This window comes from Aeropyrum camini SY1 = JCM 12091 (assembly GCF_000591035.1).
Taxonomy (GTDB): Archaea; Thermoproteota; Thermoprotei_A; order Sulfolobales; family Acidilobaceae; genus Aeropyrum; species Aeropyrum camini.
The window spans coordinates 413296-429743 of sequence record NC_022521.1 but is presented as its reverse complement, the minus strand read 5'-3'; the positions used below and the strand labels follow the sequence as shown (position 1 = coordinate 429743).

The following is a 16448-nucleotide window of genomic DNA, read 5'->3' as shown; positions in this document are numbered from 1 at the left end:
AAGGCTCCCGAGCGCAGCCCGCCTAGACTCGGGGGTGTGTGGCTGTTGCGCCCGGAGGTCCTAGCCCTCCTAGCCTTAATACTCCCGGCCCTACTGCTCCCCGCAGCCTCGCGGGCGGAGGCCGGGGGCTTCACACTAGACCTTGTACAGGCTGTAGACCTGCCCGAAGGCTATGTGCTGGTTGATGCCGACTTGCTCGATGGCTCTGTGGCGGCGCTGCTCTACACTGGGGAGGAGTTCAGGCTAGCCCTGTTAACCGGGGGGTTGATAGAGTGGAGCAAACCCCTCCAACCACCCCCGGGCGTTGAGTCCTACGAGCCCATAGGTGTTGACGCCGCCGGGGGCTACATCTACCTGTACTCCCGGGGGAGGCAGGGGCTGAGCGAGGTCCTCGCCATAACAGTCTACACGAGGGACGGGGGCGTTGGTGACGAGAGGACTGTAAACCTGGGCGAGGGTTTCAGAGCCTACTCCGCCAGCCTCCAGGGATCCACGCTGACCGTGCTAGGCTCCCTCTACACCGGGCTCGACACGGGGTGGGACGCCGCGGTGCTCAGGGTAGACATGATAGCGGGTAAGACCGTCTCGGAGACCGTGGTCGAGGAGCCGGGTGACCAGAGGGGTGTAGACGCTGCCGCGGCACCCGGGGCGGGCGTCTGCCTGGTGGCCCTAGAGACCGGGGACAGTGGGGGAGGGGTGCTGGCCTGCCAGACACCCCAGGGCGGCTGGGACAAGACCCCCCTGCAGGGGAGCCTCCCCGCCGGGGCCGAGGCCTGGGACGGCTGCATAGCCTGGTGGAGCGGGGGGTCTGGGTGGAGCTCGGTCCAGCCGCCACCCTCTGCTGAGCCCCAGCCGCTGCCTGGGCTGGACAGGGTGTATGGGGTGGCGGTGGCCGAGCATCCTGAGGCCGGGGAGGTAGCTGTGGCCGGGGGTAGCCTCGACGGCAGGCCAGCCCTAGCCATCTACACGGGATGCCCAGCCTCCGGGGGGGACTGGTGGGCCTACAGCCTCATGAGCGACGCTGGCGCCGTTGCGGGGGTGTGGGCCCGGGGCGGCGAGGCCGCCGTCCTAATAGTGTCAGGCAGCCAGCAGGCGCTGGCCGTCTACAAGATAGAGGTCAAGCCCCCGGGCGAGACGGGGGGGCAGACCGCAACGGCAACAGGAGAGACACAGACCCTGGAGACCGCTACCACAGCACGTGCTGTTGACAGCCTCCTAGAGACGCTATCCGACAAGAGGCTCACAGCCGCCCTAGCAGCCCTCGCAATAACCCTAGGCCTAGCCGCGGCATACGCCACAGCAAGGAGAACCGGCGGCTAGACCCGCGAGACCCCCCGGGGATTCAACGGGGTGTATATGAGGCTCGGAATAGTAAACATTCCAAGCCCCCCTCCCCCTCCTCCGCGGCAGCGTTCTGTTGTGGTGTACCTCGGCCTTGGCGCTGCGGAGGAGGGGTTTGAGCGAGGTCTACGGGGCCCTTGTAGCGGTTGCCGTTGCCGTAGCTGTGACGGCGGCCCTCATGTCGGTGGGAGGTAGGACGGCGGGCCTTATAGTGGGCGCGGGTGAGGCGGCCTCCCAGTCTATAGAGGCGGCCTCCAGCCCCCTCATCATGGAGGCGTGGGTTGAGGCGGGAGGCCTTAAGGCCAGGTTCTACTCCCCAGGCGCTCCTGTCGAGAGCGTGGTTGTGTTGAAGCCGGGTGAGGGTGTGGTGGCCAGGCAGCAGCTGCCCGAGCCTGCTGTGGAGGGCGTTGTGGAGGCGCTGAAGCCCTACGACTGCAGCCCGGTGGTTCTGGGGGTCGAGACTGTTGGGGGCGGCCTCAAGCTCTACCCCCACCCCTACACGTGCAACACCCGGGAGCAAGGCGGCGCCGGCCCGGAGCCAGCGGTAAACATAGGGGGCCAGTGGCTCGGCCTAGCCAGCCTGGGGGCCGCCAGGGTCGTAAGCCTGGGATCCTGGGAGCCTGTAGACGTCGTGCTGCAGATCCAGATAGACCTGGACAGGAGCTGCAGCCCCACCATATCAGCCCTAGGCTCTGAGGCGTCGCCAGACGGGAGCGGGGGGTACAGCGAGGAGCCTCTTGGGGCGGTTGAGACGGGGCTGGGCCTGTTCAAAGTCTACGGCTTCGCCCTATGCACGGGGGACGGCCTATGGGCCGGGGTCAGGCTAGAGCCCCCGGGGGACATGGTCCTCAGGGGCTGGGCCGAGGCCCGGGGTAGCATAGCCTTCCCCGGCAAGCCCCGTGGGGCCGTGGAGGCCTTGGTGTACAGCGACGGGCTGGAGACTGTGGCTGGCTGGGTGGAGGCGTGGATGGTCAGCCCCCGCTACTCCAACGGCGCCACAGAGGCCCGGGGGGATTTCGCCACCGCCACAGGGCTGATAGTGCTGCTCCACAGCAGGGAGCCTGGGGAGGCGAGGGCCAGCATAGAGGCCACAATAACTCTGGAGGAGGCGGCCCCCCTAACCCTCTCAACCCACACCGCCACCCTACCCCACACAACCCCCACAAAGATAACCGTACTGGCCTGCCGAGACCAGGCCCCAAGCCTGGGTGTAGACAGCCTCCTCAACCCACCGCCCAGGCTGGAGGCCGTGGTGGGCGGCGTAGCTAGGGAGCTGAAGCCGGGCCAGGCGTTCCAGGCGGCCTGGGCCCCGGGGCTCGAGGCCATGGTGAGCATCACACCAGCCAAGACAATGGGAACCCCCGTCAAACCCTTGGTAAAACCAGTGGAGGGGGAGGCGGGGTACAGGGCCGCCATAACACCCGTGCCCTCGCCATGCGGAGCCCCCGCAAAACCACTGATAGTAATACAGGACACCCACCAGGCGAGAACCCTAGCCCACCTCCAGCTCCAGGGGGCCAGGCTAGTGATAGCCCCGGCGGAGGAGGCGGCCGCCCAGGGCTACAAAGCCTTGTACAAAGCATGGATAGACGCCGGGAGAGGGGTGATCACAGTCTACGGCAGCCAAGTCCAGATAACTCCCCAGCAGGCATACGCAGCCATAAAAGCCCTAGGACCCGTGGCCGAGGCTGACATAGTGATCGCGCAATAACCGAGAGACAGTTATAAACACGAGGCCAGCCGACCAATATGAACCCCACCCTAAAACCGGAGAAGCCTGGAGAGGCCTGGGCGACACCAGCCCCCCCGGGTTTCCCCCGGGTTTCCCCGGGGGTCTAAGGGTTTCCGGGGGGCCAGTAACCCTTATAAACCCGGCCTGGGCCAGATATCCACGGCCCCTTAGAGGGTGAGTATAGACGTGAGACTCGTAAACATGGCTATAGCGGTTTTGATGGTGGCGCTCTTCACACTGCCAACGCTCCTGCCGATAGCCCAGGCTGCGCAGGACATAATGCCCACGCAGACAGTGGATCTCGGTGTCAGGGAGACCCTGATGATAGACATAAACCAGATTGCTGGCCCATCCGGTCCCTTCTTAGGAATGGTTGGCCTTGCCGTGGTGTTCACCATCCTCGGGGAAGGATTCGATGACACGGCCACCCTAGAGTTCGCCCTGGTTAAGGGCGAGGTAGCCAGCACGGGAGATATAATAACGTTGAAGGACGGGGATCCGAGCTATCTGACGGCGGCGAGCCCGATAAACCTCTACGCCGAGAACGACGGGCTGAAGCCCATTAGGGGGGGCTGGGCTGAGAACCCCAGCATAGAGACCCCGCCCACGGTGGTTCTGGATGATTCGAACATAGACACGAGTAATGTAACCGAGGGATGGTATAACCTGGTGGTAAGGGAGGCTGGCGCCACTGACGGTATTGCGGTGCCCTTTAGGGTGGAGGATATAGTAGCTGGCGATGCTCACCCGGTAGTCTACACGCTCGGAACCCTGCCTGTTATAGACACGACCAAGTTCATAGACGTTGATTTCGACACGCTAACGATAGACATAGCAACGGTAACTGTAAGCTCTGTAGACAGGTACATTCCCGTCTACCAGCCAGGAGACACTGTCGATTTCGTAGTCGACAACCTGCCGCCTAATGTTGATAGGGTAGATATCTTCCTGGACTGGGTAAGCTCTCCATACAGGGGCTCCGCGGAGCCCTTCGGCGGAGTCTACCTGGGCGAGATAGAGCTGCCCGACGAGCTGCCCATGGGGATTCACCTGGTTATAGCTGCAATCTACTTCACATACGCGGGCGAGGATTGGGTGACACTGACTTTCATGCCGATATTCATAGAGCCGAAGCTGGTTAACGGCCCGTTCATAGTGGAGGGTGTTGCGGGCGAGGATATTACTCTCGAGATAACCGGCCTGCCGATGGATACTAGGATTGGAGTAGACTTCGACGGAGACGATAACGTGGAGGCTGCGTGGCTCGTGAACCAGTTCGTAGACCCGACTGTCGATCCTGAGGACGCCTACCACCTGGTAGGCGGCCCCGAGTTCACCAGCAGCCTTGGCAGCATAGAGTTGCCTGTGGAGCTCGAAGACTCTATAATGCCTCTGGACAGGGGCGCGATGGACATCTACCTCTGGGAGGAAGACGATGCCAGCACTATAGCGTGGGAGCACGATCTCGAGCCGGATACTGAAGTACCGCTCGACAGCGACGGTGACGGCTATAACGATATAAGATTCGTGGCATCCCTCATAGCCAGCAGGGCTGACGTACCCCCTGGCGACGTCCTCTACGGAGACAGCGGGATAGCAGTCTATATTGACGGCCAGCCTCTAACAAGCGACACTGCGCCGCTAGACCTATACCCGTGCCTCAGCACAATAACGGTTATCATATTCAACACTATGGCGAGGGCTGACGTAGACATCTACCTAGGCCCGTTCAAGCTGGGCACGGTAGAGACCAACAGCTTCGGCGTGGGAGTCCTCGAAATAATATCACCCCCGATACCAGGAGTAGGAGGAACCACCGAAGACTATACCTTCACGGCTGTCGCCAACAGAGGAAGCTTCTACGATAACATAAACTTCGACTCAGAGGACTATGTTAACATAGTGCCATGGGCTAGCTACGAGGTTAGCATGGGCACCGGCTTCTACTTCAGGGCCGGTGGTATGGAGTGGGCTGCAAACGGCACCCAGTTTGTCATAAGTATATGTGGCCTCGAGCCTGAGGAGGTGTTCACGGTAGACATTGAGGCGGAGAACGATGGTGTAACTCTCTACACCGACTCCGACTTCGGTGTGGCTGACGCCCTAGGCCAGGCAGTCTACGTCCACAGCGCCCCCGAGCTCGAGAGCATCTACCAGGACATAACCCTCACAATAACAGGAGCTGACAGCGGAGTGGTGAAAGACTCCACGGGAGCCGACTTCGAGCTAATGTACAGGGTTCCTGAGCTGCTGGACATAGAGCTATACTATGAGATCAGCTCCGGCTCGGACGTAGGCGACGTGGGCTACAGCACCGTCCTACCGGGAGACAACCTCGACCCCGATTCCACGTCGAAGCTAGTCATAGTTGCGGAGGACAACGACGGTATAGTGCCCAACCTAGAGTACGAGCTCCTGATCGGAGACGAGGTGGTGACGTTTACCAAGGAAGACTTCGGAGGAGGAGTGAGCTATGAGGTGGAGGAGAAGGCACCCAGGAGGACGGGAGTATACCCGCTGGGCATAGAGGCCCAGGGCTTCAACTTCCTCGAAACCTTCGACAGGCCATTCGAGGATATACTGTACTTCCTGTATCCATACTACCCGACGCTAGTTGACCCGTTCAACGACGAGGTGTTCCCCAACTATGACTTCTACTTCCTGGTTGTGAGCGACCCAGACGGAAGCCCCGACATAATATGGGTATACCCGGACAGCGAGGAGATAGACGCGGGCACTGGAGGCGTTATATTCGCGGCAATAAACTTCGACTCGCTAGCAAACATATACGTGACATCTCCAACTATAACTTCACCAACATCCTATCCGGGTAGGTTCGACGTCGACACAGACACAAGTATATCGGTTACTCCAGACCCCGACACGGGTGTCTACGAGCTTAGTGAGACAGACGACACGGGTGCAATGATGTTCGTGGTAGACGAGTTTATGACACCAGCGACAACCCACACCCTACACATATTCAGCAACGACCCAGAATACCTTGAGACTTTCAACGTCGTGCTAATGGAGAACTGGGAAGAAGTTGAGATCGGCGGAGGGAGTATTATAGAGGCAGTACCTCTTGGAACAGAGGTTGAGGTTGCTATAGAGGCGTACGGCCTGAGAGATAGGGGATGGTATAAGGCGGTCCTTCTAGACCCGGCAACCCTCGAGCCGCTAACAGATCTTGTGTTCGGCCAGACGTTCGAATCAGAACCCTTCCAGGCGGACCTTGAGGGCTACATAGGAGGAGGTAGCTACAGCATACCAACCACTATATACCTCCCTGTATACACCCTCGCCATTGTCGGCATATTTGATGTAGAGACCGGAGAGCTAAGGGCCATCTCAGACAACTACGTCCTGCTAGTCCCGGCATCTGGATCCACGACATACTTAGGAGGTGTTATACCAGTAACTACGGATGAAGGGTTGTCGATAGGCATATTCCCCTCAACACTAATACCAGCTTCCAGCATGACCATTACCGTTAGCGGCTGGGACCCGATAAATGTGGCAGGATGGACTGTGACTAGCATTGGCATAGAAGTATCGTTCTGGAGTGTGGATGAAGAGGGAGAGAAGAACTTCGAATTCGCGACAGTGGGGGTGGCTACTGCATTCGAATTCGAAGGCAGCAATCTAGTTGGGGCAACATTCAGGGTACCAATACCCAACTACGACGACAGGCTCTCAGGCGAGTATCTAATCATGACTATAGACAAGATAGTAGTTCAGATGAGTGAGGCTGCTGACAGTGACTCTGACAATATAACTGATATACAGTTTGTATTCCCAATAAGAAGCGACTACGAAAGTGAAGTGTTCTACGATCTTGGCTTTGTAAAGGCTAGCGTGGCCCTCGGGAATATGCAGGTGCTGGAGGCTATAGCCGAGCTGGGAGATGATGTGGCGGAGGTTAGAGATATACTGCTGGCTGTGAGTGACGACGTCTCGACGATAATGCTTCAGCTAGAGGACATGAGCATGACTCTAGAGAACATCGAGAACGGAGTGGCCGAGCTGCTGACAAGCGTGGGCCAGCTCCAGGCCAGCGTGGACAGCCTAGCCGAGCTGCTGCAGGAGACCGGTGAGGAGATAACTATGAGGCTCGACGACATAGACAGCGGACTGGCCGAGATATCCAACGGCGTCGCCACTATCCAGGGCGATGTGGCGACGATACTGGAGCTGCTTGAGAGCATGAACGCGACGCTGACAACGATCCAGGGCGATGTGGCGGAGATAAAGACCATCGCGGGCACCATACTGGTGAGCGTCCAGGACCTCCAGACGCTGGTGGCCGATAGCACGGACGCGGTGATACAGGCTGTCGAGGACAACGTGGCCCTAGTGCTCGACGGGCAGGCCATGATACTGGAGAGTCTCGACATGCTGGACGCCAAGATAACCAGCGTCTCGGAGGGCGTGGCCGAGATACAGACAGTTCTCGGAACGGTTAGCGCAAACGTGGAGGACCTGGTGCAGGCTAACGCCGAGATAACTGGTATAGTACAGGAGAACAACCAGCTACTCGCAACCATAACAACGTCCTTCGGCACCCTGACGGCCGACGTCTCCACAATCAAGGACCTGATAGAGAACGGCGTGAACGTCAAGCTAGACCAGGTTATGGAGGACCTATTAACAATATCCGACCAGAACGCACAGCTCGCGGCCCAGGCTGAGGCGATAGCCCAGACCCTGGCAGCAGTGCAGGACGACACCTCGAAGATAACCGACATACAGTCAACCCTAGCCAGCGTGGCTGGAGATGTGGCCAGCGTGAAGCAGGACACCAGCACGATATCCAGCAAGCTAGACGATGCAAACGGCAAGCTAGACAGCATATCCAGCAAGGTGGACAGCGTGAGCAGCGCGGTCGCAGACATACAGGAGCAGCTAGGACAGGTAGGAGACACGGCCGAGAGCGCGAGCGGCAGAGCACAGACCTGGGGCATAATCAACGCAGTCCTCTCCCTAGCAGTCCTAGGGGTAGCGGGCTACCTAGTGCTGCAGCTAACAAGGAGAGAATAGCCAGGGTAGGCTAGAGCGCCACCCAAAACATTTCCCCACCTTCTTTTTAAACCTCTAAACCCGTTTCTTCCTCTATAGTTTACCCAGTTTACCCTACAATAGGAACTCCCTACCGAACCGTGGGAGCGGGTTTTTGATTATACTTATCTTTAGGAGAATAGTATATACGTTATAAACTTCGGGTAATCTTTAAAATCCTTCTGGCTAGACTTATTATCACAGCCAACTATTCTAGGGTGGGTTGACGTGTACACCTATAAACCTGGGAGGCTGGCCTTCCGGCTGGCCGCCGCAATTCTGATCCTGATAATGGTAATCCCCCTAGCACCTTCACCTGCCCTCGCCTCCTCGCCTACAGCACCGGAGCCTAAGGCCTACGTAGACCCGGTGCTGCTAACGCAGGAGGGCTATGAAACGCCGGTTGATGTAGCCTACACCCCAGAGCTTTCCAGCATGATTGCCAAGCTTAGGGAGCACAGGCTCGCCTCTGGGCTCGAGCCCCTCAGAGAGGGGCAGGCGAAGGTCACTATCATATATCTCGGCACGAACCCTGAGGAGGTGGCAGCCCTAACAGACGGCGCCATATTCGGGCTTAACGTGGGTGGCAAGTGGGTAATAGAGGCGTGGGCCGACAGGGAGAGCGTAGAGAAGTTGGCCGGCATGGAGGGCGTGGCGGCGGTTGTCAAGTCGAGGAGCCCAGTGTCGAGCATATTGAGGGAGAAGGAGCTTCTCGAAAGGCTCCAGCCAGAGCCGGGGGTCGAGCCCACGCTCTACGCTGCTGTCGACGTTATAGGAGCCTCGAGGGTTTGGGAGGAGTTCGGCGTCACAGGGGAGGGTGTGAAAGTAGGTGTTGTAGATACCGGTGTGGACTACGGCCACAGCGATCTGGGGGTCGAGGCTATAGCTAGGGATAGCGACGGCATGCCGCTTATATTCGATGCGGACCAGCTGGGCTTCGCCCTTACCCTGGCCGAGGCTGTGAAGGATGAGGAGGGCTATGTCAACGTCTCCACCCCAGTACCCTTCATAGACCTCTTCTTCATGGGTGCCGGGGAGGCGGAGGCGGGCTGGCTACTCTACATAAGCCCCGACGGGGCGGTGGCCTACTATGAGTTCCCCATAGACAGGTTCTACGTGGGAGACGTAGAGTCGGCTAACGGAGTGTTCAAGTTCGGCCTCGCCGTCCAGACCACCTTCATACTCTACGGCTCCCTGGGCATACTAAACTACTCCCTTCCCGTCCTGCTGGCGGACGGGGATGGCGACGGCAGCTACGACACCGTCTACGCAGACCTCAGCACAGCCTACTACCTATTCCTCAAGGCCCTCAGCGACACAGGCATGATAAGCGGGGAGCCCGACGATAGCCTCTTCGACCTAAGCTTCGCCGACGAGGCGCCAGCATACTACGGCAACGAGGTCCTGGCTAGAGACTTCAACGGCGATGGTGTGAACGACTTCAGCGCAGGCGCCCTGGCAGGCTGGACGTTCGACTGGGTAGGGCTTCTAACGGGAGAGAGCGTGAACCTCGGCTGGAGGCTCGGCTTCGACTACGCTGGCCTGGTGCTACCCGGCCTTGACCCCCAGGGCAGGTGGGTGTCGATACTCTACGACACCTACGCCCACGGCACAAGCGTAGCGACGGTCATAGCTTCGAGGGGCAACGTGGAGTTCAACCTGGGATACATGGAGACTAGCCTTAGGGGCGTGGCACCCGGGGCTACCATAGCTGCTGGAGGCAGCTTCCTCATAAACGTGTTCGTCGCCCAGCTATTCCTCTCCGGCTTCGAGCCCCAGGACAGCCCGCTGAACTGGGTCTACACCGGGGAGCACCAGGTGGACGTTATAAACAACAGCTGGGGCAACAGCTACATAGCCCTGAGGGGCTTCATAACCGGTGCCGACGACTACGCCACAATAGAGGACTACATAGTATCCGCCAGCGGCACGGTGATAGTACACGCCATGGGCAACGGAGGCCCCGGCTATGGAACTGCAACCACCCCAGGAGCAGCAAGCCTAGTAATAAGCGTTGGCGCCAGCACCCTCTTCGACTACAGACCCCTCTACGGCTACCTACCATCGCCTGGAGGCGACGTTGTCAGCTGGAGCGACAGGGGGCCCAGCCAGATGGGGGTTGCCAAGCCAGACGTAGTCAACATAGGCAGCTTCGCCTGGGCGGGCGCCCCAGTGCTGGTCGGGCTGGGAGACGGCTCCTGGGCCTACGACCTCTTCGGCGGAACCAGCGAGGCTACACCCATGACCTCGGGCAGCGTCGCCCTGGTGATAAGCGCCTACCAGCAGGCCTTCGGATCCAAGCCCAGCCCGGGCCTGGTCAAGGCTATACTCAAGAGCACGGCCAGGGACACGGGGGCAGACGCCTTCACACAGGGCTCTGGACAGGTCGACGTCTACAGGGCTGTGAAGGCGGTCCTCGAGGGTGGAGTGCCCATAGCCCTCTCGACAAGCGTCTACGACAACGTCTACGGCCTCCTCTCCGGCTACAGCTACCAGTTCCTGGCGCCAAACCCGGTTGAAGACACCCAGATATACACCGGAGTGGTGAAGCCTGGCGAGACAGCGGTTGAGAGCCTAACGCTGAAGACCCTATCGGGAGAGGCTGAGGTCGCCGCTGTAAAAGCTTACTGGTTCCACGTTGTCAGGAAAGGGCTGCTAGACTACCTCGACCTGGATAATGCCTACGTCATACTGGCCGACGGCTCCACGGTGCCGCTCTCGGAGAGGCTGGCGGGCGTGGGCGAGGACGGCTCCACACTAACCCTCCTACTCCAGGGCGACGAGAGGAGGATAATAGTGCCTATGAAGCAGGAGTACCTCCAGGGCCTGGCAAAGCCCCTCGAATACGAGAACGAGATAATAGTCAGCTTCCCCTACAGCCTAATGGACCCGGAGAGGACCTACGGCCCCTCTCCAGGCCTACCCTACCTGATACTCGGGGCCGAGTTCCACCTGGGCTTCGACCTGGACGGCGACGGCACTATAACACTGGGCGAGACCGCTAGGGTGAACTACGACATAAGGTATGCCAATACACTTCACGTCGAGATAGGCAACCCTGAGTCCCAGGCTGAGGAGGTTGCTATGTGGCTCGCGGAGAGGTGGGGCATAGAGGTGGCTCCCGAAGACGCCGTGCCTGTGCTGGACCTAAGGGTGCTGTTCAACGTCTACGGCCTCATAGGCCAGCAGATAGAGCTGCCTCTCAGGCTCGAGACAGAGTTCCTACACAGGCTGCCTGCCAGCGAGTTGAGCGTGAGCCTGAGCAGCACCACGGTCACTCCCGAGGGTGTTGAGGCGGAGGTGGCGATACAGGTTCCAGAGGACGCCTCGCCGGGGGTCTACCAGTACTATATCGAGATAGTATACAGCGATGGCGGCAAGACCCTGGTGCCCGTCTCAGTCCCTGTGGCCGCCGTCGTTGACAGCGAGTCCGGCGTGATAGACTTCGGAGGCTTCACCGAGGAGGCACCCTACAGGCAGTACGCGGTCAGCGGCAAGTTCGACTGGAGCTGGAGGTACGAGAGCGGCGACTGGAGGACGTTCCCAGTGGTCTTCGAAGACCCAACAGTCAGGGCTGTTGTGGTTGCTGTTGAGTGGCAGAGCCCCGCCACGGCCATAGACGTGGCCGTCGGAGGCCCAGGCTACAACTACCTAGCCGCCGACACGGAGGAGGACATTGCGTACCTCTACGGCAGCGTCGTAGCGGCGAAGATGGCCTACCACGGAGGAGCCCTCGGAGGGGGCGGCCTGGTCCCCTACTACGAGACCCCCTCCAAGACCAAGACAGTAGTGCTGGCGCCAGTGTTTGAAGCCGGAACGCCATACTGGGTGGTAGTGAGGAACAGCATAATAGACGCCTCAACAGAGTTCCCCGAGACCTTCACAGTCGAGCTCAGGCCTGTCAGGGTGGTGAGCGAGGTCCTCGGAGAGCCTCAGGAGGGGGAGGAGGTAACAGTAAGGTTTACAATAACAGGCACAGCCCTGGTAAGCTACGCCCAGGTCTACGCCAGCATCGAGGGCGCCACAGTAACACCGCAGAGGCTGGGCTTCGGCAACACCCACGTGGTGGAGGTTACGTTCACCTACCAGGGTGAGACCGAGGTCTCCATAGCCCTCTTCACACCGCTCGCCAGAAGCTACGACATAGGCTTCGACTACGGCCCATACAAGTTCATTATCATGAGGGTGCCGGGGGCGTTCACAGCAACAGCACCCCTAGGCTAGCCGACACGGGGGAAATCCTTTATTACAATGCTTTTTTAACGAATACCCCCGCTCCATACAGGAACTCTCTTTTTAACCCGCCCAGGTTCAACAGGCTAGTGGAGGCCCCTCCTGGGGGGTTGCCGGCTTGGTGGTTACCATAGAGATAGGCGGCATCCTGGAGAGGAAGCTGAGGAGGCTTGCGGAGATGGGGCTGTACGCCAGCGTCGCCGAGGCTGTGAGGGAGGCTGTGAGGAGCATGCTCCAGAGCCTGGACCTCAGGAGCCTGGCCCTCGAGCTCTACGTCTCAAGGGGCTCAACCCTCCACTACGCCGCTGAGTTCGCCGACGAGACTTTCAGGGGCTTCATAGACTACCTGCTCGAGAGGGGGGTGACCCCGAGCATAGGGGCTGTGGTGCCCGAGGACTACGAGGCCCCCAGGTCGGGGGTGCTGGTGGTCGACGCCCTCACGGCGTACACACTCTACTCCAGCGGCCTCGCAGACCTCCTCAGCCACCTCTCCTCCGAGGGCTATGTCTTCGAGGCGCCCTCCGCTATAGAGAGCCAGCTCCACCTCCTCGACGCGTGGAGGATAAGGAGGGGGTTCAGGCCGGTGGACGGGCTGGCGCTGGCCGATATAAGGGTGCCGGAGGAGGAGCCGAGGGACATGCTAGCCACGCCTCTCGAGGCCGCGGTCCTGTCATACTCCGCCAGGGAGGGCGCCGTCCTCCTCTCCGACGACTACAGGCTGAGGCAGAAGGCGAGGGAGATGGGTGTGGAGGCGAGGAGCAGCCTAAGCCTGGTGACCATGTACATCAGGAGCGTGGGAGAGCCCCCCGCTAGCCTGCCCGAAATAGTAATGTCCGCCAGGGCCATACCACTCCTCATACCAAGGAGTGCCCTAGAGGCGTGGGGGGTTGATTAGGGGCTACGACGTGGTCTGGGCTGTAGACCTCTCTAAGAGCATGGCCAGGGCGGCGGGCAACCTGGGCGGGAGCAAGCTTAAGGTTTCCAGCGGCATAATAGCCATGGCAAGCTCCCGCATACTCTCGAGGCCCGGCTCCAGAGTAGGCATAGTGGGCTTCCACGACAGGGCCTTCCCCATACTACCCTCCACCGACAACTACAGGAGGGTTCTCGACTCCCTAACCCTGCTGAAGGCCATCGGGGAGGGGTCAGCCGGGGGGGATGGGATAGTGGAGTCTGTCAAGATGCTCAGGGGAAGCGGAAGGGAGAGGCATGTGGTTCTGGTGAGCGACGGCGGCTTCAACACGGGCATACCGATACCCCTAGCCGCCATATACGCCCTGAACATGGGTGTGAGGCTCCACTTCATAATAGTTGGCGGCCAGCCCGGGGATGTGGTTAGGAGGAGCGTGGAGGAGGCTGCCTCCAGGACGGGTGGCCGCGTCTACATAGTGACGGGGGAGGGGGAGGATATGAGGGCCGCCGTGGGGGTGGCCAGGGCTGCGGGAGGCCAGGCTTAGAGACCTCATAATAGCCCTGGACAAGCCCAGGAGGGGCGACACCAGGCTCCACAGGGCCGTTCTGGCAGCCGCAGAGGACCTCCCCGGGGACGTGCTCGTCGGCGTGGTGTTCTACCACGAATGGTCAACCCCACTCCTAGACCCCACACCCCGCCCCCAGGGGGCTCTGGCCAGCTTCGAAGAGATACCCAGCCTCCCCGGCCGGCCCGAGCCAGTGCTGGGCGCGGCGGAGGCGTTCCACATGGCGTCGGAGTACAGGGACGTGCTCTACAGGCCCCTCGTCCTCATACTCTGGACGGCGGCTGCAAGGCCCAAAACCCCCCTGTCCATAGCGTTCAACCTACTCCGGTCCGCCGGCCTCGAGAGTGTGCTGGCCGTCTCAAAGGCCAAGCTCCCCGGGTGGGCGGGGCAGGTGGGCGTGGAGGAGGATGGTGTGCTGCTCTACAGGCCTCAGATGAACGTTGGCAGGATGCTGGCTAAGATGCTCGAGACCGGGGCTCGGGGCCGGAGAGGGTGACCACCCTATCCCCCAGTATATAGGCCTTGACACCCCTCTCCCTGTACTCGACCTTCCAGATGGGGGCCTCCCTCTTAACCCTGTCCACAACCCTCTGGAGCCCCGGATAGACGTTCCCCCGGGAGGCGCCGGCCACAACCGCAACTATAGTAGTCTCCCCCGGCCTCCTCTCCCCCGTGTAGTGGTACACTATCGCTGCCGAAAGCCCGTTGGCGGCTGCCTCCTCTCTAAGTATAGACTCTATAACCCTGGCCGCAACATCCTCAGCCGCCTCGTAGAAGAGCTTCTCGACCCTGACACCCCCTACAACGGCCTTCACCGTGCCCACGAAAACCGCCACAGCACCGTTGGCGGGCGAGGCGGAGGCCGCCCTAGCCACCAGCCCCGCTATATCAACACTCTCACCGGGCTTCAGCAGCCTCGCCTCAACAACCACACCCCCCTCCCCACCGCTCGGAGGGGGTATGACGTGAACCCTGGAGCCGCAGCCCACCCTATCCTCCAGCGAGAGCCTCGACCCATCGTCCAGCAGACCGTAGACCTCCCAGGAAATGGTCTCCAGAGCCCTGCCAAGCCCCCCAGAGGCTCTGGCAGCCTCCCTCAGGGCCTCCCCCAGGGTCAAACCACCCGGGGGACAAGGTATCCTTACCGCCTCCGAACCCGCAGCGTCCCTGAGTATAGTGTAGAGCCTAAGCTCCACCCAACCCCCGCTCATATCGCCTTCGCCCTCCCCTCCTCAAGCCTCTCTAGCGAGGACCTCAAATCCCTAGCCAGCTCCAGAGCCTCCCTCACCACACACTCCGACCCCCTATCCTCAAGAAGCATCCTGAGAAACCTCTGAGCACACCTAGAACTATGGAACTCGAGGAGCCCGCCAGGAATCTTTATAGTGACGCCCTGCCCCTCGTGGAAGAACCTGCCGCACACAATACACTTGGGCATAGGGCCGAGCACCCGCCGAAGCATCTAGGCCATAACACTATAATTGCGCCCCGGCGCTATTAACATGGGGCATATAGCCCCGGCGGGGGATTATCTAAGCCCGCCGCCTGCCATCAACGTTAACAGGGGGCGGCTCCTGTGAAGTCTCTGGTTTCACCCGACGATGTGCATGGGGAGAGGTTACTCCACGGAGGGCCGCCCCCCGGGGGTTGTGGGGTCGTTGTATTCGACTTCGACGGAGTCCTCGCCGAGACCAGCGGGGGGGAGGTTAGGCAGAGGCCCCTGGGGGTCGTGCTTGCTAGGAGGCTTATCGGGAGGGGCTACAGGGTGTATATAGTTTCTGGCAGGCCGGATAGGGAGGAGGGGCTCATAAAGAGGCTGCTGAGGGAGTGGTGCATCCCCCTCGCCGGCGTCAGGGGGATACTCCTCAGGAGGAGTGGCGTCGGGGAGGTGGACCACAAGCTGGAGAGCATAATGCAGATTGAGGCCAGGGAGGGGTGTGTGGGGGAGGTGCACGACGACAACCCCTACGTCCTTGAGGCGCTGAGGAGGCGGGCCGAGACCCTAGTGCTACACACCCCCCAGGGCTGCGAGGTCCTCAAGGGCAGGCCAGCGGAGCCCTGCACACTAGACGCCGGGTGGCTACGGTGGGAAGGGCGGACTCCTCAGTGCTAGCCCTACTCTGGGGCAGGCCCACGAGGGTGTTGCTTGTTAGGAAGAGGTGCGCCCCAGGCAGCCCCTGGGCATGCGACCTAGCCCTCCCGGGTGGCGGTGTGGAGGCGGGTGAGACGCCCCTGGAGACCGCCCTGAGGGAGGCCTGGGAGGAGGCCCGCATACCCCCCGCAGCCGCGAAACCCCTGGCATCCTACTGCTGCGAGAAAACGCTAACAGCGGGGAGGAGGATATACATAGTCATAGCTGAGCTCCGGGGCCCCGCGGAGCCCAGGCCCGGGGAGGAGGAGGTAGACGCCGCCATATGGGCCCCGCTACACATAGCAGCAGCAACACCAACCCCAGTCAGACACCCATACAGGGGGATAGTCGAGGGCCTCAGACTACCCGGAGGCCTCATACTATGGGGTGCAACCTACAGGATCCTAAGACGCCTCCTAGCAATGATACAGGATGGAGAGGTAAAGCTCAACACCCCACAACACCAAACATAGGA

Annotated in this window: 11 protein-coding genes; 9 read left to right on the top strand and 2 right to left on the bottom strand. The window is 60.6% G+C overall.

The features are described 5' to 3' along the window. Positions 1 to 45: 45 nt before the first annotated feature. The 7 genes from ACAM_RS02400 to ACAM_RS02370 all read left to right on the top strand — a co-directional run bounded on the left by ACAM_RS02400 (position 46) and on the right by ACAM_RS02370 (position 14338). Positions 46 to 1320, top strand: coding sequence for a hypothetical protein (locus ACAM_RS02400; protein WP_022541215.1), 1275 nt, complete (start codon positions 46 to 48; stop codon positions 1318 to 1320). 115 nt (positions 1321 to 1435) lie between these two features. Further along, complete coding sequence (locus ACAM_RS02395) at positions 1436 to 3052, top strand: archaellin/type IV pilin N-terminal domain-containing protein (RefSeq protein WP_158318582.1); 1617 nt, start codon at positions 1436 to 1438, stop codon at positions 3050 to 3052. A 195-nt stretch (positions 3053 to 3247) separates the two neighbouring features. Continuing rightward, positions 3248 to 8113 (top strand): methyl-accepting chemotaxis protein, encoded by a 4866-nt coding sequence (locus ACAM_RS02390; protein ID WP_158318581.1) that lies wholly within the window; start codon positions 3248 to 3250, stop codon positions 8111 to 8113. Between the two features lie 246 nt (positions 8114 to 8359). Next, a complete protein-coding gene (locus tag ACAM_RS02385; RefSeq protein WP_022541212.1) occupies positions 8360 to 12355 on the top strand; it encodes a S8 family serine peptidase in 3996 nt (1331 codons plus the stop codon). Positions 12356 to 12482: 127 nt separating this feature from the next. Continuing rightward, positions 12483 to 13259: a ribbon-helix-helix domain-containing protein gene (locus tag ACAM_RS02380; protein ID WP_022541211.1), complete on the top strand. Its 777-nt coding sequence runs from the start codon at positions 12483 to 12485 to the stop codon at positions 13257 to 13259. Continuing rightward, on the top strand, positions 13252 to 13821 hold the full coding sequence (locus ACAM_RS02375; protein WP_022541210.1) for a vWA domain-containing protein: 570 nt from the start codon (positions 13252 to 13254) through the stop codon (positions 13819 to 13821). Before ACAM_RS02380 ends, ACAM_RS02375 begins: the two co-directional genes overlap by 8 nt. Positions 13822 to 13912: 91 nt before the next feature. Next, positions 13913 to 14338 (top strand): hypothetical protein, encoded by a 426-nt coding sequence (locus ACAM_RS02370; RefSeq protein WP_022541209.1) that lies wholly within the window; start codon positions 13913 to 13915, stop codon positions 14336 to 14338. Here the strand turns inward: ACAM_RS02370 and ACAM_RS02365 are convergent. Together ACAM_RS02365 and ACAM_RS02360 are read right to left on the bottom strand one after the other, a co-directional pair. Beyond that, complete coding sequence (locus ACAM_RS02365) at positions 14298 to 15053, bottom strand: molybdenum cofactor biosynthesis protein (protein ID WP_148706351.1); 756 nt, start codon at positions 15051 to 15053, stop codon at positions 14298 to 14300. The two genes, ACAM_RS02370 and ACAM_RS02365, sit on opposite strands and share 41 nt — an antisense overlap. Next, the gene (locus tag ACAM_RS02360) at positions 15050 to 15280 is read right to left on the bottom strand and encodes a hypothetical protein (RefSeq protein WP_022541207.1); all 231 of its coding nucleotides are present in this window, start codon (positions 15278 to 15280) and stop codon (positions 15050 to 15052) included. Before ACAM_RS02360 ends, ACAM_RS02365 begins: the two co-directional genes overlap by 4 nt. 138 nt (positions 15281 to 15418) lie before the next feature. Here ACAM_RS02360 and ACAM_RS02355 point away from each other — a divergent pair, with 138 nt between their 5' ends. Next, positions 15419 to 15955 carry a trehalose-phosphatase gene (locus ACAM_RS02355; protein ID WP_022541206.1) on the top strand — a complete coding sequence of 179 codons (537 nt, stop codon included), beginning with the start codon at positions 15419 to 15421 and terminating at the stop codon, positions 15953 to 15955. Next, positions 15928 to 16446 (top strand): NUDIX hydrolase, encoded by a 519-nt coding sequence (locus ACAM_RS02350; RefSeq protein WP_062662401.1) that lies wholly within the window; start codon positions 15928 to 15930, stop codon positions 16444 to 16446. The genes ACAM_RS02355 and ACAM_RS02350 overlap by 28 nt, the downstream gene beginning before the upstream one ends. Positions 16447 to 16448 lie beyond the last annotated feature (2 nt).